This window comes from Flavivirga rizhaonensis, from assembly GCF_004791695.1.
Lineage (GTDB): Bacteria > Bacteroidota > Bacteroidia > Flavobacteriales > Flavobacteriaceae > Flavivirga > Flavivirga rizhaonensis.
On the sequence record NZ_SRSO01000019.1, the window covers coordinates 26,185 to 43,547 of the forward strand.

Below are 17,363 nucleotides of genomic sequence, written 5' to 3' on the forward strand. Positions count from 1 at the left end.
ATAAAATGAAAAAAATAATAGTTTTATCCACGATACTAACATTAACATTAGTAATTGGATCATGTACAGACGAAAGTTTCATAACAGAGAAACCAACCACATTTGCAAATCCTGATTTGCTTTTAACAGATATTAAATCTGCGGAGTTGTATTTAAATGGTGCTTACGACCTAACCAGAGATAACTTAAGTCATGGATCCCAAAACAGTTTAGGAGGAACAGGTTTGGCTAATCACTGGGGTATTTATGGAACAGATGAACTAGTTCCATTTGTTTGGGAAAGAGTTTATGGCGAGTTTCATCAACACATTATATCTCCCCAAGCACCAACTATATATAGCCATTGGTCTAAAACCTATAAAGCCATTAATCAGTGTAATAGTGTCATTGGAAGGGTAGGTAATATGCCTGATGCCGCGATTGATCCTGATCAAAGAAATAGAGTTATTGCCGAAGCTAAGTTTTTAAGAAGTGCCTTGTACTTTTGGGCAGTTCAAGTTTGGGAAAATATCCCCTTGGTTGTCGAAGAAACTACAGATTTAGATAATATTGAAGTGGAGCAAACTACTCCAGACAAGATCTATGAACAAGTTATAAAAGATTTACAAGAAGCAATAACGGTCTTGGAAGTAGGTCAAGGTGGAGGACGTGCAACTAAAGGTGCTGCACAGGCTCTCTTAGGTAAGGTGTATTTGCAAATGACAGGATATCCTATAAATGATGCATCTAACTTTGCTCTAGCTGAAGTACAATTACAAGAAGTTATTGATAGTAGTATTTATAATTTATTAGAAGAATATAACTGGGTTTTTGATTTAGACCATGAGCAAAGTGAAGAAATTGTTTTTGCTTGGGGTATGGATGGCCCAGGTCTTCAATCTGGTGGTCAACTAAGCAGTTTTGCTGGACCCGCAGGAAGTTTAGAGAATGGAGCCGGTTGGGGATCGCATTTTGTGAATCCAGAAACAGAAGCAGCCTATGAAAGACAAGATATTAGAAGATGGAATAACATTGCTTATCACAATGCGAATGATTATACTCCAGAAGAAGCTTTTTCAGACGATCCCGATGTAGTGAGAACAACCAATCCTGCAAATATGTATGGTTGGAAGTGGCATGCTGAAAAACCAAACAACTATACAAGTGATACGCCTTTTGATAACCCATTTATAAGATATGCAGATGTATTACTTTCATACGCTGAAGCATTACATGGTCAGGGTAAATTAACTGTCGCAGTATGGGAGCAAACGGTTAACAGGTTACGAGCAAGAGTAAATGCAACACCAGTTGATTTTGCAAGTCTGAGTAATGAAGAGATTACAGATGCCATTTTAAATGAGCGTAGATTGGAAGGGTTCCTTGAAGGATGGAGAAAAGCAGACCTTATTCGTTTTGGTAAAATGGAAGAAGTCATATTAGGTATTAACGTAGATATAGGTGCAGCATTTCCAAATCCAGCACCAAACTGGACGCCAGCTAAGTTAAGATGGCCGATTCCACAACAAGCCTTAGATAGAAATCCTAAGCTAAAACAGAATACTGGTCTAGAAGATTAAACTGCAAAGGTTATTTAATTAAAAAACAAAATATTATGAAACTATATAAAACAAAATATAAAGGGATATTGTCAATGACAATAATGTCTTTGCTACTGATTTTATCTATTAGTTGTGAAAGTGAAAGTGATTCATTTTTTAGTCGAGAAATTACATTTAAACCTTCTGCGAAACCCCGTGTAACAACTGAGGGAAACCAGATAACATTTATCGATTCTTCTACCTCTGTAACTAGTAGATTATGGACATTTGAAGGAGCATCTATTGTTAATTCAGATCAACAAGAAGTCGCCGTGACCTATCCTAATTATGGAACTTATCCAGTTGATATTCAAGTAACAGATAACGCTGGAAAAACATTTGATAGAAGATTTAATGTTCAAATTTGGAAACAAGTTACGGCTGCCTTTTCGCCAGATAAAACAACAGCAAAATTTGGAAGCACTATTAATTTTATAAACTTATCTGAAAGTTTAAATCAGAATTTGGAAGACCAGGATTTTGATAGGTTTGAATGGATTTTTGAAGGTGGAGATCCTGTTACAAGTACAGTAGAAGAACCAAGTGTGGTATATACCAATGTAGGTAAGTTTGATGTTACATTAAAAGTTGTGAGAAGTTTTCCACCGGATAGTATGACGATTACAATGCCAGATTTAATCAATATTGTTGATGTTGATGTGATTAATCCCGTAGCCTCAAAACTTTCAAGCGTTGGAAAAGAAATTCATTTAACTTATGATAAGGATGTAGCAGCTTTTGATGCTAGTGCTAAAGACTCATTCACTTTGACGGTAGATGGTCAAGATTACGAAATATCTGCTGCTGCTTTGGCTGCTGGAGATGCCACAAAGATTATTCTTACTCTTGAGAATAGTATAAAAGAAGGTGATGCTAATATCAAGTTGAATTACAATGGAAACTTGTTAAGCGATGATGGTTCAGCCATTTTAGGAGGTATTTCAGGTTTGCCTATTACAAACAATTTAATTAACCTCTTTGGTACTAGAGATGGCGTTGCATACAGTGGTTTTGAAAATGATGATGCTGGAGTTTTTCCTGCTGGATGGGGCGCATGGAATGGAACTGCCAACAGAGACGATTATGTTGTAGTTGATACAGAATCTGCTTCGGGAGATAAGTCTTTAGAAATAAGGTTATTCAATGATGTTGGATTTGAAGGATGGGGTGTCGAAGCTAAAGGTTGGTCTACAGCAGACGATGTGCTTCCAGATGGCAAATATCAAGTTCAAGTTTGGGCTAAAAGTACCATTGCTGGAAAAAGGTTAACTATTGGTACGCTTGCGGATGGTTGGGCTCAAGCCGATGTTGGTAATGTTTTTCTAACAACTGAATGGGCGTTATATACTTTTGATTTTGAAGTGGTTGATGCTTTGCCTAGATATTATTACCAACAGTTGAGGGCTACTGAAGATTATACAGTTTGGGTTGATGACATTAAACTTTATAATGCAGATTAGTGGATTTTTTAGAAGTTAATTAGTATTTTTATTTAGAGTTAGTTTTAGTTGAAAAAAGCCCATTTATTTTATCAAATGGGCTTTTTTATCTTAGTCATTATGTAATTTTATTTTTATGAAAATAGTTTATTTCTTCCTTTTTGGGCTTATTGTTTCGTGCACCTCAAAAAAAGCGGATGCACCTATTGCGGTTGATAAACTTGGCGAAAGCAACATAAAATTATTCGAACTTATTGAGACTTCTCATAGTAATGTAAGCTTCAATAATCATGTTGAAGAGAACTATACCAACTTTTTCGCCATATTTCAGAATGTTTATAATGGCGGTGGCGTAGCTATTGGTGATATCAATAATGATGGTTTGTCAGATATCTATTTCACGGGAAATGAAGTCAAAAATCGACTATATTTAAATAAAGGCAATTTTAAGTTTGAAGACATAACCGAAAAAGCAGGAGTAGGTGATGATGATGGCTGGTGTAACGGTGTTGTTATGGCTGATGTGAATGGAGACGGTCTATTGGATTTATATATTAGTAAGGGTGGACCAAAATCTGATACAAAAAATAGAAGGAATAGTTTATTTATCAATAATGGAGATTTAACGTTTAGTGAACGCGGTAAGGAATTTGGTTTAAACGATAATGGGTACTCTGTAATGGCATCATTTTTCGATATGGATAATGATAACGATTTGGATATGTATCTAATTAACAGGCCCGACGAGTTTTTTCTGGACTATAAAAAAGTCCTTAAAGGAAAAGCTAAAGAAGATAATTTATACAGAGATAAATTGTTTCTTAATGAAGGTGGGAAATTTAAAGAAATTGGTCTTCAAGCTGGTATAAGAAATAACTTTTCTTTTGGTTTGGGGCTTTCAACTACAGATATAAATAGTGATGGATTAGTCGATATATTGGTTTCAAACGATTATTTAGAGAACGATTATCTATACATCAATCAAGGCAATAATAAATTCAAAGAAAGTATAAAAGACTATACAAATCACACTTCATTTTATGCCATGGGAATTGATGTGGTGGATTTTAATAATGATGGCTTAGAGGATATAGTTGAGCTAGATATGACCTCAGAGGATTATTATCGTTCTAAAACTACAATGGCCTCTATGAATATTCCTTTAGCTAGGAGTTTGAAAGCAAGCGGTTTTCATACGCAATACATGCATAATACATTACAGCTTAATCAAGGTAGTGGTTTTTATAGTGAAATTGGGCAGTTAGCAGGAATAGATAAGACCGATTGGAGTTGGTCATGCTTAGGAAGTGATTTTGATAATGATGGCTACCGAGATTTGCTTGTAACCAATGGCTACAGACGTGATGTTTGGGATAGAGATGTTGATGCTTTTTTTAATAGGTATATGAGAAGCGAAACTATAAAAAAGAGATCGAATGAAGAAAATGCTAGATATGTAATCAACTTGTATAAACCTAATAAAATACCAAATTACATTTATAAAAATAATGGAAATTTAACCTTTTCTAAAAAAACAAAAGATTGGGGATTAGATAAGGAAAGTTTTTCAAATGGTGCAGCAGTAGCTGATTTGGATAATGATGGCGATTTAGATTTGGTGATTAATAATTTAGAAGGTGAAGCTTTTTTGTATAAAAATAAGGCCAACGAATTAGGAAATAATTTTGTAAAATTAAAGCTTAATGGCCCTTCGGGAAATAGGTCTGGTCTGGGAGCTAAAGTGAAAATTATTTATGGCAATCAAATACAATTTCAAGATTTTAAAACGGTTAGAGGGTACTTGTCTTCAGTAGAACCAATCTTGCATTTCGGTTTAGGAAAAGTAGAGAAGATTGATAAAATCCAAGTGCAATGGAACGATGGTAAGGTAAGTGAAATAGAAGCAATAAAACCGAATCAAACAGTTACAGTTGAATATAGTAAGGCTAGCCCTTCAAAACATATAAAAACACAGAATAATATAAACACTCTATTTGTTGATAAAACAAAAGAGGCATTAAAAATCCCTTTTAAACATGTAGAGAATGATTATGATGATTACAAAGACCAAATTCTACTGCCGCATAAATTATCACAAAGTGGGCCATGTATTTCGGTAGGCGATGTAAATGCAGATGGTTTGGATGATTTTTTTGTTGGTGGCGCTATGGGACAAGCTGGAGCTATTTATGTTCAAAATAAACATGGAGAATATGAGAAAACAGTACAAGCCGAATTATTAAAAGATAAGAAACATGAGGATGTTGGGTCGGTTTTTTTTGATGCTGATGGCGATCAAGATCTAGATTTATATGTTGTTAGTGGTGGAAATGAATTGACCAATATTCCAGATTATTTTCGGGATAGATTGTACATAAATAATGGAAAAGGTAACTATTCAAAATCTAAAAGTATTCCTGATGTTTCCAGTAGTGGCTCATGCGTTGTGCCTATGGATTTTGATAAAGACGGAGATTTAGATTTGTTTGTCGGCGGTCGTGTTATCCCTAATAAATATCCTGCAGCACCAGATTCCTATCTCTTAGAAAATAATAATGGCAAATTTATAGATGTTACTAAAGCTATAGCTCCAGAGCTGAAAAATATAGGCATGGTAACCTCTGCAACTTGGTCTGATATTGATGGAGATAAAACAAATGAACTCATAATCGTTGGAGAATGGATGCCTATAACAGTTTTTAAAAAGGAGAATGCTACATGGAAAAACGTTACAAAAGCATATAATTTATCCAAAACAGCGGGTTGGTGGAATAAAATTATTCCATTTGATTACGATGGAGACGGAGACACCGATTTTATTGCTGGAAATCTTGGATTGAATTATAAATTTAAAGCTTCAGAAAAAAAACCGTTTTTCGTGTATGCCAATGATTTTGACAGTAACGGAACCAACGATATTTTTCTTGCCAAATACAACAAAGATAAAATTGTGCCTATAAGAGGGATTAATTGTTCATCTCAACAAATCCCAGGTTTAACCGATAAGTTTAGAACGTATGACCAATTCGCAAAGTCTGACCTAAAAAGTATATTGGGCGAGGAAAAAACCAAAGAGGCTTTGAAATATGAAGCGCATTTATTTGCAAGTGTAATTTTAGAAAATGATGGCGGAAAATTAGTAATTAAGCTTTTACCTATGGAAGCTCAATTCTCTAGCGTTAATGGTATTATAGCTAATGATTTTAATAAGGATGGTGTAATAGACATCCTTTTAGCAGGAAATAAGTTTAACGCCGAAGTAGAAACAACTAGGGCAGATGCTTCCCCAGGATTATTTATGTTGGGTGTTGAAAATGGAAGTTTTAAGGTTACCAAACCTTTTGAGAGTGGGTTTTTTGTACCCTTTAATGTAAAAGATATTCAACTCATTGAGAATAGTACATTAGGAACAAAAGGCCTGTTTGTTGTTATTAATGATGCAGAAATCAAGTACTATCAAATCAATAACTAGAGTTATTCGAAAAAGATAGTAACGGACTTAATGTTCGTATTTTTTAAGATGAAAAGCGAAGAATTATGAAAAAGAAATATGTTATAGTATATGTTGTTTTTTACGTAGCCTTCGGGACGAGCTTTGTAAATGCACAAGAATTTAAGGAAATATCGGAAGCAGCAGGTATCTCAACTTTCTGCTATGATAACCGATTAATGAGTGGCGGTGTAGCCTTTATTGATTATAATAATGATAACTATCAAGATATATTCGTTATTGGAGGAGAATTTAGCAATGCACTTTATAAAAACAACTGGGATGGAACGTTTACTGATGTATCTTCAGAGGCGGGATTAATCATGTCTGGAGTTGTTAGTATGGGGGTTACGGCTGGCGACATTGATAACGATGGCGATGATGATATTTTTATTACTACAAATGAAGATTCTCCAAATTTATTGTTTGAGAATAATGGTAATGGTACATTTTCCAATATATCCAAATTGGCTGGTATTACCCATACAGCTTGGAGTTCTTCTGCAACACTAGGGGACTTTAATCTTGATGGCTTGTTAGATATTTACGTGGTAAATTATGTAGATTTTGTTAACCCTCCATTTGATTTAAACATTAGCGGTGGACAATCTAATTTTCTATATCAGAATTTAGGAAATAATTTATTTAAGGAAGTTGCTACAGAAATGGGTGTTGCCGATATCGGCTGTGGGTTAGCTACTGCTTTTACAGACTGTGATGCCGATGGAGATCTAGATATAGTGGTAGCCAATGATTTTGGTTATAAGTTTCAGCCTAACGAGCTTTACATCAATCAGTATCCGCAACAAGGTTTTAGAAAATTAGGTGAAGAGGCACAAGTAGATGCGCAAATTAATGCCATGGGAGTCGCTATTGGAGATTATGATAAAGATTTAGATCTTGATTACTATATCACTAATATGGGTGCTAATCCATTTTATGAGAATATTGATAGTATGATTTATCAAGATGTGAGTAAGGATAAAGATTTGGTAGTTTTAGACGGAACAAGTTGGGGTACCGTATTTTTTGATTATGATAATGATACGAATTTGGATTTATTTGTGGCGAATGGCGAAATCTTCAAGTTAACCACCCAAAACCAAAAAAATAAGCTTTTCAGGGGCATGGGTAATGGTCTTTTTGAAGATATATCTGAAGAAACTAAAGTTGATAATCCAGAAAATTGTAGAGGTTTAAGTTGTGCAGATATAGATAATGATGGCGATTTGGATATTTTATTAGGTGTGGTATCAAATGATACAGGATCTGGTGCAAACACCTTGTTATATGAAAATGTATTACAAGATCAAAAACATCACTTGAAAGTTAAATTACAGGGTGTAAGCAGTAATCATAATGGTTATGGTAGTCGTATTACTATGATAACGAATGGAGAACAGCTCATTAGAGAAGTAGATGGAGGCTCTAGTTATTTGTCTAGTCATGCAAATTCGGTGCATTTTGGCTTAGGGCAGAATACTATTGTAGATAAATTAATTGTGGATTGGGTTGGTGGCGAACAAGATGTTTACACTAATATACCTGCCGATATTTCTATAAAAATAATACAAGGAAAAAGCAATTGGATTGAATTAAGAAATGAAATAATAACTATCAAAGAAGGAGAAAATATAAACCTTGGTGGTAAAGTTTATAGTAATGAAGGTATTTATAAGCATATAGTTTTGGATGAACAAGGCAGGGATAGTTTGCAGGTTGTAACTAGGCTGTTGATTGATAAAGAGGCAAATGTTGATACAGACCCAAATAATCAAAAAGCGTTGCTTTACCCCAATCCTATTTCAAAAAAGTCATTGTTAAAATATCATGTAAATGCTGAGGAAAGTCAAGTAGATATTACTGCCTCTGATTTGGTTGGTAGGACAACATTGCTTTACAGTGGTATGAAACAGAGGGGCGACCACATTTTAAATCTAAATAATTTGACCAATTTTATATGGAGTTCAGGCGTGTATTTTTTTATTGTTAAAATTGGAGACAAGCAATATAATATTAAAGGTCTTGTTCCATGATTTTTTCAATTAGAGGAAAGTATATAGCACCGTAAATGGTTAAAAATTAGTTATAACTATCATTGAAAATTATGATAAAATCGAATTACCATCCAATTTTAGATGTAAATACCATTGCTTAAAAAAAATACAGTTGTTCATTTGAGTCATTATTATGAGACTATATCTACAGCTAAAAATATCTTTGTTATTCATATGGATTTTCGCTAGACCGTTCGATGAGTTATTATCATTGTTTTTTGGCGATTATATTTTAATTTAAAAGCATAAATATGCCATTGACTAAAAGAGTAACTACTTTACTAACTTTTTCTTCAAAACTAATAGTACAACTATTTATTTTGACATTTTTCATTTCATTAATTTCTTGTAATGAGACATCAAAATTAAAAACAAAAGACAAAAAAAACGCTTCTTTATTTAAACCAAATTGGGAATCCATAAAGAAGAATTACAAAGACCCTGAATGGTTTAACCAACAAAAGTTTGGAATTTTTATCCATTGGGGTGCTTATAGTGTCCCAGCATATGGTTCAGAATGGTATCCAAGGCTGATGTATATGGATACTGCTACATTTTCAGCACAACTAGGTCATGAAGAAAAGGGTCCCAACCATGTTTATAAACATCATTTGAAACATTGGGGTAACCCTAAGAAATTTGGATACAAAGATTTTATACCTCTTTTCAAAGGAGAAAAATTTGATGCAGACGAATGGATTGAATTGTTTAAAAAAGCAGGAGCTAGATATGTGGTTCCTGTTGCAGATCATCATGACGGCTTCGCAATGTATAAATCAAATACAACACGTTGGAATGCATATGAAATGGGACCTAAACGCGATATTTTAGGAGAACTTTTTAAGGCAGGAAGAAGGAAGGGCATGATTATGGGAGCATCATCACATTATGCCTTTAACTGGTCGTTTTACAATAAAAAAAATCATTTTGATACAACGAACCCAGAATATGCTGATTTGTATAGTCCAAAGGGAACAGACTTAACTGAGCCTGTATCAAAAGTGTTTAAAGAGACATGGTGGGCGAGAACTAAAGACGTTATTGATAATTATCAACCCGATATTCTGTGGCTTGATTTTTATGTTGACATTCCAGATTTTGCTGAATACAGACCCAAATTAGCAGCCTATTATTATAATAAGGGTATTGATTGGGGGAAGGAAGTCGTTTTACAAGATAAAAATTTTTCCCATGAAGCTTTCCCTGAAGGAACAGTAATTTATGATCTTGAAAGAGGCAAATTACCAGGAATAAGAAAGTTACCTTGGCAAACGGATACATCTATTGGTAAGAATTCTTGGAGTTATGTAACTGATTGGGAATCAAAAACAGCGGATGAATTAGTAGATGATCTTGTGGATATAGTTAGCAAAAATGGTTGTTTGTTGCTAAATGTTGGTCCAAAATCTGATGGAACTATTCCGCAAGATCAGCAAGACGTATTACTTAAAATTGGTAAATGGTTATCTGTCAATGGTTCAGCTATATACGATACGAAGTATTGGAAAATATTTGGAGAGGGACCAACAGAGGTGGCTAAAGGTCATCATTCTGAAGCTAATAATGGTAAATTAACATCAAATGATATTCGTTTTACTACCAAGGGAGATAATATATATGCTATTGTTATGGATTGGCCAGAGAATAGTGAAGTTAATATTAAAAGTTTAAAAACGAAATCTGAATATGGAGATGTTAGAATAAAAAGCATAAAGCTGTTAGGTAGCCCTGAGGAAATAAAATGGGAACAAAATGATAGTGGACTAAATATACAATTGCCAGAGACGAAAGTTGGTGATTTTGCCCATACTTTGGAAATTAACCTAATGCCATAATAAACAAAGAGTTTTTGTTTAATGGTTTTATTGGTGAAATATTTCTTAATTCACAATAATTATAGATGTAATTAATCATCAAATTCTCTGTTTACAAATCAATAAAGTAATTTTTAATAATAACACTTTTGTATGCTATTCGATGTTGCTTTCTTCCTCTTGAACTATTACCATCAGAGAATTTATTGATAACTTAAAGCAGATGTGATTCAATTTAGGTTTAATGATTTTTGTATTGTTTAACAAATCCAAGAACTAAGGAAATCCCAAAAATTTAAATAAACCAATTTAGAATTGAATATAACGCTCAACCACGTAGGTATTTGTTTTTAAACTTATCTATAATTTATGCAAAGAAGGTTTTATAAATCTAATTAATATCTCTTTTTTAGTTGATAGACGATTTGCAAACGAAACACTAACAGCTTCCGTAATTTGTATTCAAAACCTTAATGAAGGGGATGGCTTTGTAAGGCCAAAAATAGAATATTTAGTATTAAATAACCTCACAGCTTAGGAGCCGATTTGTTTTATGGAGACGAAAACAGACTGTTTGGACAGTTTAAATCATTGAATAGGATTAGTTTAGGCATGCAACTAGGAATTTATGCTTTTATGGGCATGATGTTAAATATGGCCATTGAAAATGTATATTTAAAACCTTGTTAATATAAAGAATTCCTCGGCGTTTTGTGTCGGAGTTTTCAATGACATCACAGTTCTTCGGAGAAATCAGAACTGCTTTTTGGCAGTCCTAGGAGAGGCAAACTATATGCGACTCAAAACAAGTTTTTTTATTGTAATAAGCTCTCTTATAACCAAATTCTATCTTTTCATAAAAACTGTTGATAAAATATATGTAAGGATTTAATCAAATATTCTACTTTTGCTTTGATTAAATATTAATAAAGATTATGTCTGATACAATAGAAAAGATTAAATGCTTAATTATAGGTTCGGGACCTGCTGGTTATACAGCAGCCATTTATGCAGCTAGGGCTAATATGTCGCCTGTTTTGTACCAGGGCACGCAACCTGGAGGTCAATTAACAACAACTAATGAAGTTGAAAATTTCCCAGGGTATCCTAACGGTATAACCGGGCCAGAAATGATGATTGAATTACAAAAGCAAGCGGAGCGCTTTGAAACTGATGTGCGTGATGGTTGGGTTACAAAAGTTGATTTTTCTGGTGACGTGCATAAAGTATGGGTTAATAATATTAAAGAAATCCATTGTGACACCGTTATTATTTCTACAGGGGCATCAGCCAAATATTTAGGTTTGGATTCTGAACAGAAATATTTAAAATTAGGTGGAGGTGTATCTGCATGTGCAGTATGTGATGGGTTCTTTTATAAAAATCAAGAAGTTGTTATAGTAGGAGCAGGAGATTCCGCATGTGAAGAAGCACATTATTTATCTAAACTATGTACTAAGGTTACTATGTTGGTTAGACGAGATGAGTTTAGAGCGTCTAAAATTATGGCAGCTAGAGTTAAGAATACAGAGAATATAGACATTCTTTTCAATACCGAAACAGATGAGGTTTTAGGTGATGGTCAAGTAGTAACCGGCGTAAGAGTTTTTAATAATAAAACGAATGAAAAACATGAAATTCCTGCTACAGGATTTTTTGTGGCTATTGGACATAAACCCAATACCGATATTTTTAAAGACTTTTTAGATTTAGATAAAACAGGGTATATTATTAATAAACCGGGAACATCCAAAACAAATATAGAAGGTGTATTTGTATCTGGTGATGCTGCAGATCATGTTTATAGACAAGCAGTTACCGCAGCAGGAACAGGTTGTATGGCAGCTTTAGATGCTGAACGTTATTTGGCAGCTAAAGATTCTAATTTTGAAGTGTCAACTTCAAATTATAACTAGTTAAAGAAATTTATACCAGTTCTCATATGAAATGGTAATATATAAAAAAGCCAAAGTAAAAACACTTTGGCTTTTTTATATTTTGTACCCGGTCTTAAGCGGGATGGTGATGCTCCCGAGGGTATAGAAGCATTAGAGATAGCCATCACAAACAATATTTGTTTTATGTAAGCCACATAAGGTTTGTCCTTTCTCTTGGAATTGGTTTTTCTTGCTATTTGCAGATGCACCTGTCAGGTTTCTTTAAACAAACCCTTCAGATACTGGTAAAACTGCCCATCAATAATTCTTTTACCTTGTGTGACCGCTTTTGCGGATCATATCCTTGAATATGTGGCTCTTCATATAGAAATAGGGCTTTGGTCTGGTTTCCATTAAAAAGCATTGCCGAAACTATAGCAGTGGTAAGTGCTTGATTGTGGTGAATTTCCTGCAGTTATGCTCTTTATGGATCATTTTTTTTAAAATATCATCTACTATACAATAGATTCCTATAACTTTGTCCTGGAGCATTTTGAGTTGGGGGTTTTGTTTTGTAACTCTAAAATACTAAAACTTATTATCCTCCTTTTTTAGGAAACTCGGGTTAACTATAAAAAAATGCAATATTCTGCTTTTTTGCGCTATACAAAGTATTGCATAAAAAAGGAGAATTAGGAGAACCTTATAATCAGTTTATGGCAGATACAAAACTAGAGATTGAACTTTATGATCTTGAAAATGATAGATAGGAGTTTAACAATATAACGGATAATAAAAGCGAAGAAATTCAAAAAGTTAAGAGAGGGTTATCTCCTGATGTGAGTGATGAAGAAATTTTAAAGGATTGGGAAGCACGTCTTTTGAAAAATAAAATAAATTAAATTAGTTTCAATTTTAAAGAATAAAGTGTCTTTATGTCTAGAATATTTCTTAAAATTTTTATTTTATTTTTTTATTGCATTAACGCTATTGCGCAAGATGAAATAATTAAATATTCTCAGAAATATACAATTTCGGAGGGGCTGGCGCATAATGGAGTTACTACAATGCTTGAAGATTCAAGAGGTTTTTTGTGGTTTGGTACATATGATGGGCTTAATAAGTTTGATGGCTATAATTTTCAAATTTTTAAAAACACAATAGATAAGAATATATTAATAAGTAATAGGATTAGGTCATTATATGAGGATAATAATCACAATCTTTGGATTGGAACTGATGAAGGTATAACAATATATAATTTTATAAATGAAGAATTCACAACAATATATTCAAATAAGCAAGTCAGTAATGCGGTTAAAGGACCAGTAATTAGAAAAATTTTTGGGGACAAATCTTCAAATCAGATATTATGCTTAACGGAAGGTGATGGTGTATTAGTTTTTGATAAGGATTCTAATTTTTTGAATCAGTATTTACCTCCAGTTGAAAAATTTGGAGATGATATATTTTTTTTAGATATCATGCCGTTAGGAAAAAAATCATATGTGTTTGCAACATCTAAGGGACTACTACTTTTCGATCTTTCTGAAAAAAAATTCAAACAACTATTAAAGGACGAGGTGTCTTATACAAATGCTATTGTTAAAATTTCAGACCATTCCTTTTTAATAACTTTATTTAGAGGAGTAGCATTAGTAAAATACAATAACAAAGTTGACTACGATGATTTTAAACTAGATAAAAGGGCATTGCAGAGTTATAAGTTTAACAGCATCATGCTAAATGATTCTGGTGAGTTGTGGTTAGGCGAATTAAATGAAGGGATTATTCAAATTAACAACATAGATTCAATTGAGAAAGGGCTTCCAGTTAAAGTTGAGGGTTTTAAAGATAGCCTAAAATTATTACGTTCAAGTGGATTTATGTTAACATCTCAAAACATTTGCTGGTACGCAACTTTTAATGAAGGCATCTATAAATTTGATATAGTTGAGAGGCCTTTTGGAAGTTATAATGTAAGTATGGATTATGATTTTGGACTCGGTTCCAATAGTGTTACTCACATAGCTCCATTTGGTAAAAACCACGCCTTTATATCTGCTAGTCTTGGAGGTTTGTCTCTTTTCAACAGCGTGCTCAAGAAATTTGAACGGTTTCCTTTTAACTTATCTATTGGAAAAGAACAAAATGTTGGTAGTGTATTTGTAGACTCTAGGAAGAACGCTTGGATATACATTTCTGGTGAATCTAGCCTGTATAGATTCAGGAAAGGACATAGAGACTATGAAAAAGTTAAACTTGATAGTCTTAATATAACAACTGGTCCTAGGATACGTACATGTTCAGAGGATCAATATGGTAATATTTGGATTGCAGGAAATGAAGAAGTTTACAAGGTTTTAATAGATGCTGATGATAACGTTACTAAGGTTGAATATCTAAATGACAATCCTTTTTTTCAAAATAATAGAATAGCATTGCCTAGGCGTGTATACTCAGATTTCATGTACAACTTTATCTGGATTGGGTCAAGTACTAATGGGCTATTTAGAATAACTAACAAAAAAGATACACCAATTGAAGAACTCATCATCCATAACTTTGTTAATGATAAAAAAGATGAGCATTTATTGCCGAGTAATTTTGTGTCTTCAATTATTAGATTACCAAATGAGGATTTATGGATAGGAACAGAAGGTGGCGGTATTTGCAAGGTAATTAATAGTGATTCGATTCCTAAGTTTATACCCTTTACTGAAAAGGACGGATTGTCTAATAATGTGGTCAAAAACATACTATACGACGAAAACTTTAATTTATGGATCCCTACCAACATTGGTTTAAATAAATTTGATACCAAAACCAATGAGTTTAGAAAATTCAACAAATCTGATGGTTTACCTTTTGAGGATTTTTGGTACGCAAGTGAAACATTAGATAATGGTACCATGATATTATCAGGTTTGGATGGCTTTTGTTATTTTAACCCTAAAGATGTAAATACTAAAGAGAAACTCCCAAAATTACAATTTGAGAACTTTAAGATTTTTGATAAGAAAATAATCCCAGGGGATACATTAAATGGGAGGGTTGTATTACAAAAAAGTATTGGTGTACTGGATAAAATCCAGCTAAAGCATAATGAAAATGTGTTTTCATTGGATTTAACGAGTTTACATTTTTCTAATGATAAAAACCATTTAATAAAGTATAAATTATCACAGATAAATAAAGACTGGACTGTACTGCCATCAAGTCAAAAAACCATTTATTATAGCGGACTTCAACCTGGCGATTACGAATTAACCGCTATGGCTTCAAATTCGTTAAATGAATGGACATCACCAAAAAAACTAAAAATAGAGATAATGCCATCTATATGGAATACTCATTTGGCATACTTTTTATATACACTTTTAGGCTTTCTGCTAATTTATTTGGTAATTCGGGTTATTTTGAAGATTCAGACTTTAAATCATAAAGTAGAAATTGAACAGATGGAAATTGACAATGTTAAGGAAGTAAACGAGGCCAAATTAAGGTTTTTTTCAAATATTTCTCATGAAATAAAAACACCGCTAGCATTAATTTCAGGTCCTATGAATATATTATTAGAGCGTTTTAAGGGTAACCCAGATATTGGAGAGAAACTTAGTTTAATACAAAGACAATCTAAAAAAATACATCAGCTTATTGAACAGGTACATGATTTTAGGAAAACCGATGCAAATGCCCTGAAAATGAATTATACTAGGTTTAGCTTTAACTCATTTATGGATGAGCTCATAGGAGACTTCAATATGCTGGCAAAAAATGATAATAAAAAGTTAGAAGTTGAAGGCGAGAACAAAGTAATAATGGTATCTGCAGATAGAGATAAGTTGGAAAAAATCTTTAATAACCTCTTAAACAATGCTTTTAAATACACTAAAACAGACGATACAATTAAAATCGAATATAAAACCAATGATAAAGATTTGGTTGTATCAGTAATCGATACGGGAAAGGGTATAGACGCCATTGACCTAGAACATATTTTTGAACGATTTTACAGGTCGCATAAAAAAGAAAATATTCAAGGAAGTGGTTCGGGAATTGGTCTTGCATTTTCTAAAAGATTAGTTGAAATGCATTATGGTTTTATAGATGCCGAAAGTCAGTTAAAAGAAGGCACTACCATAAATGTTCGTTTACCAATAGTTAAAGAACTTTTGAAAGAGGAAAAGTATAAAAGTATTAATTTGCCAGATGAAAAAGAGGTGAAGGTTGATAACCATTTATTTAAAAAAGATACCATATCAAATGTTGAAGTGTCTGGCGAGTTTTCCGATACGTTGATTTTTTATGCTGAAGACAATCCAGAAATGAGAAATTTTGTTTCAGAAATACTTTCAGAATTTTTTAAAGTTAAAAGCTTTAGAAATGGTCATGAATGTTTTGAAGCTTTCGAAAAGGAGTGGCCAGATATAGTGATAAGTGATGTTCAGATGCCAGAAATGAACGGTTTGGATTTATGCCTTAAAATAAAATCTGATTTAAAAACCAGTCATATTCCAGTTATTTTGCTTACAGCATTGGCAAATATTGAAGACCACCTCAAGGGTATTCGTGATGGAGCAGATGCATATATAGAAAAACCATTTAATATACAGCGTTTAGTCACAAACGTTGAAGCTTTGCTTAGAAATCGTAAACAATTAAGAGAACGTTATCAAGTTGGTATCCCACTAACTAGAGAAAACAATAAAAATAATAGGAATGATAATGCCTTTTTGGAAAAATTGTACAGTTTAATGGAGGAGCACCTGGACAATCAAGATTTAGATCTTAATTATTTAGCAAAAGAGCTATACTTAAACCGTACACACTTTTATCAAAAAGTTAAGGTTTTGACAAACCAAACTCCATTTGAACTATTAAAAAATTATAGGTTAAAAAAAGCTGCAAATTTCTTAGCTCAAAAACGATTATCCGTTAACGAAGCTTTTGAAATGACGGGGTTTAAAAGCCGAACACACTTTACCAAAGTCTTTAGGGAAAAATTTGGTGTTACTCCTGGGAAGTATATCACCAAAACCAGCAAAAATGAATGTGGTAATAACTAAATCCCTTTTTTTTAATAAGGATGAAATTTATTACAAG

At 33.0% G+C, this 17,363-nt stretch carries 7 protein-coding genes and 1 pseudogene; 7 read left to right on the plus strand and 1 reads right to left on the minus strand.

The window, feature by feature from the left end; genetic code table 11:
• Positions 1–5 precede the first annotated feature (5 nt).
• The 6 genes from EM932_RS13515 to trxB all read left to right on the plus strand — a co-directional run bounded on the left by EM932_RS13515 (position 6) and on the right by trxB (position 12,296).
• On the plus strand, positions 6–1,559 hold the full coding sequence (locus tag EM932_RS13515; RefSeq protein WP_135877723.1) for a RagB/SusD family nutrient uptake outer membrane protein: 1,554 nt from the start codon (positions 6–8) through the stop codon (positions 1,557–1,559).
• A 35-nt stretch (positions 1,560–1,594) separates the two neighbouring features.
• On the plus strand, positions 1,595–3,040 hold the full coding sequence (locus tag EM932_RS13520) for a PKD domain-containing protein (protein WP_135877724.1): 1,446 nt from the start codon (positions 1,595–1,597) through the stop codon (positions 3,038–3,040).
• 115 nt (positions 3,041–3,155) lie between these two features.
• Complete coding sequence (locus tag EM932_RS13525) at positions 3,156–6,491, plus strand: VCBS repeat-containing protein (protein ID WP_135877725.1); 3,336 nt, start codon at positions 3,156–3,158, stop codon at positions 6,489–6,491.
• A gap of 65 nt (positions 6,492–6,556) precedes the next feature.
• A complete protein-coding gene (locus EM932_RS13530) occupies positions 6,557–8,545 on the plus strand; it encodes an FG-GAP-like repeat-containing protein (protein WP_135877726.1) in 1,989 nt (662 codons plus the stop codon).
• Positions 8,546–8,817: 272 nt separating this feature from the next.
• Positions 8,818–10,401 carry an alpha-L-fucosidase gene (locus EM932_RS13535; RefSeq protein ID WP_135877727.1) on the plus strand — a complete coding sequence of 528 codons (1,584 nt, stop codon included), beginning with the start codon at positions 8,818–8,820 and terminating at the stop codon, positions 10,399–10,401.
• Between the two features lie 914 nt (positions 10,402–11,315).
• Complete coding sequence (gene trxB / locus EM932_RS13540) at positions 11,316–12,296, plus strand: thioredoxin-disulfide reductase (RefSeq protein WP_135877728.1); 981 nt, start codon at positions 11,316–11,318, stop codon at positions 12,294–12,296.
• 294 nt (positions 12,297–12,590) lie between these two features.
• Here the strand turns inward: trxB and EM932_RS21495 are convergent.
• Positions 12,591–12,809: pseudogene (locus tag EM932_RS21495) on the minus strand (IS982 family transposase); the annotation flags it as partial.
• Between the two features lie 383 nt (positions 12,810–13,192).
• Between EM932_RS21495 and EM932_RS13545 the strand changes: the two are divergent.
• Positions 13,193–17,326, plus strand: coding sequence for a hybrid sensor histidine kinase/response regulator transcription factor (locus tag EM932_RS13545; RefSeq protein ID WP_135877729.1), 4,134 nt, complete (start codon positions 13,193–13,195; stop codon positions 17,324–17,326).
• Positions 17,327–17,363: the final 37 nt, after the last annotated feature.

Coding starts and splice junctions, on each gene's coding strand:
- EM932_RS13515 (WP_135877723.1), top strand. CDS start 6: ATGAAAAAAATAATAGTTTTATCCACGATACTAACATTAACATTAGTA.
- EM932_RS13520 (WP_135877724.1), top strand. CDS start 1,595: ATGAAACTATATAAAACAAAATATAAAGGGATATTGTCAATGACAATA.
- EM932_RS13525 (WP_135877725.1), top strand. CDS start 3,156: ATGAAAATAGTTTATTTCTTCCTTTTTGGGCTTATTGTTTCGTGCACC.
- EM932_RS13530 (WP_135877726.1), top strand. CDS start 6,557: ATGAAAAAGAAATATGTTATAGTATATGTTGTTTTTTACGTAGCCTTC.
- EM932_RS13535 (WP_135877727.1), top strand. CDS start 8,818: ATGCCATTGACTAAAAGAGTAACTACTTTACTAACTTTTTCTTCAAAA.
- trxB (WP_135877728.1), top strand. CDS start 11,316: ATGTCTGATACAATAGAAAAGATTAAATGCTTAATTATAGGTTCGGGA.
- EM932_RS13545 (WP_135877729.1), top strand. CDS start 13,193: ATGTCTAGAATATTTCTTAAAATTTTTATTTTATTTTTTTATTGCATT.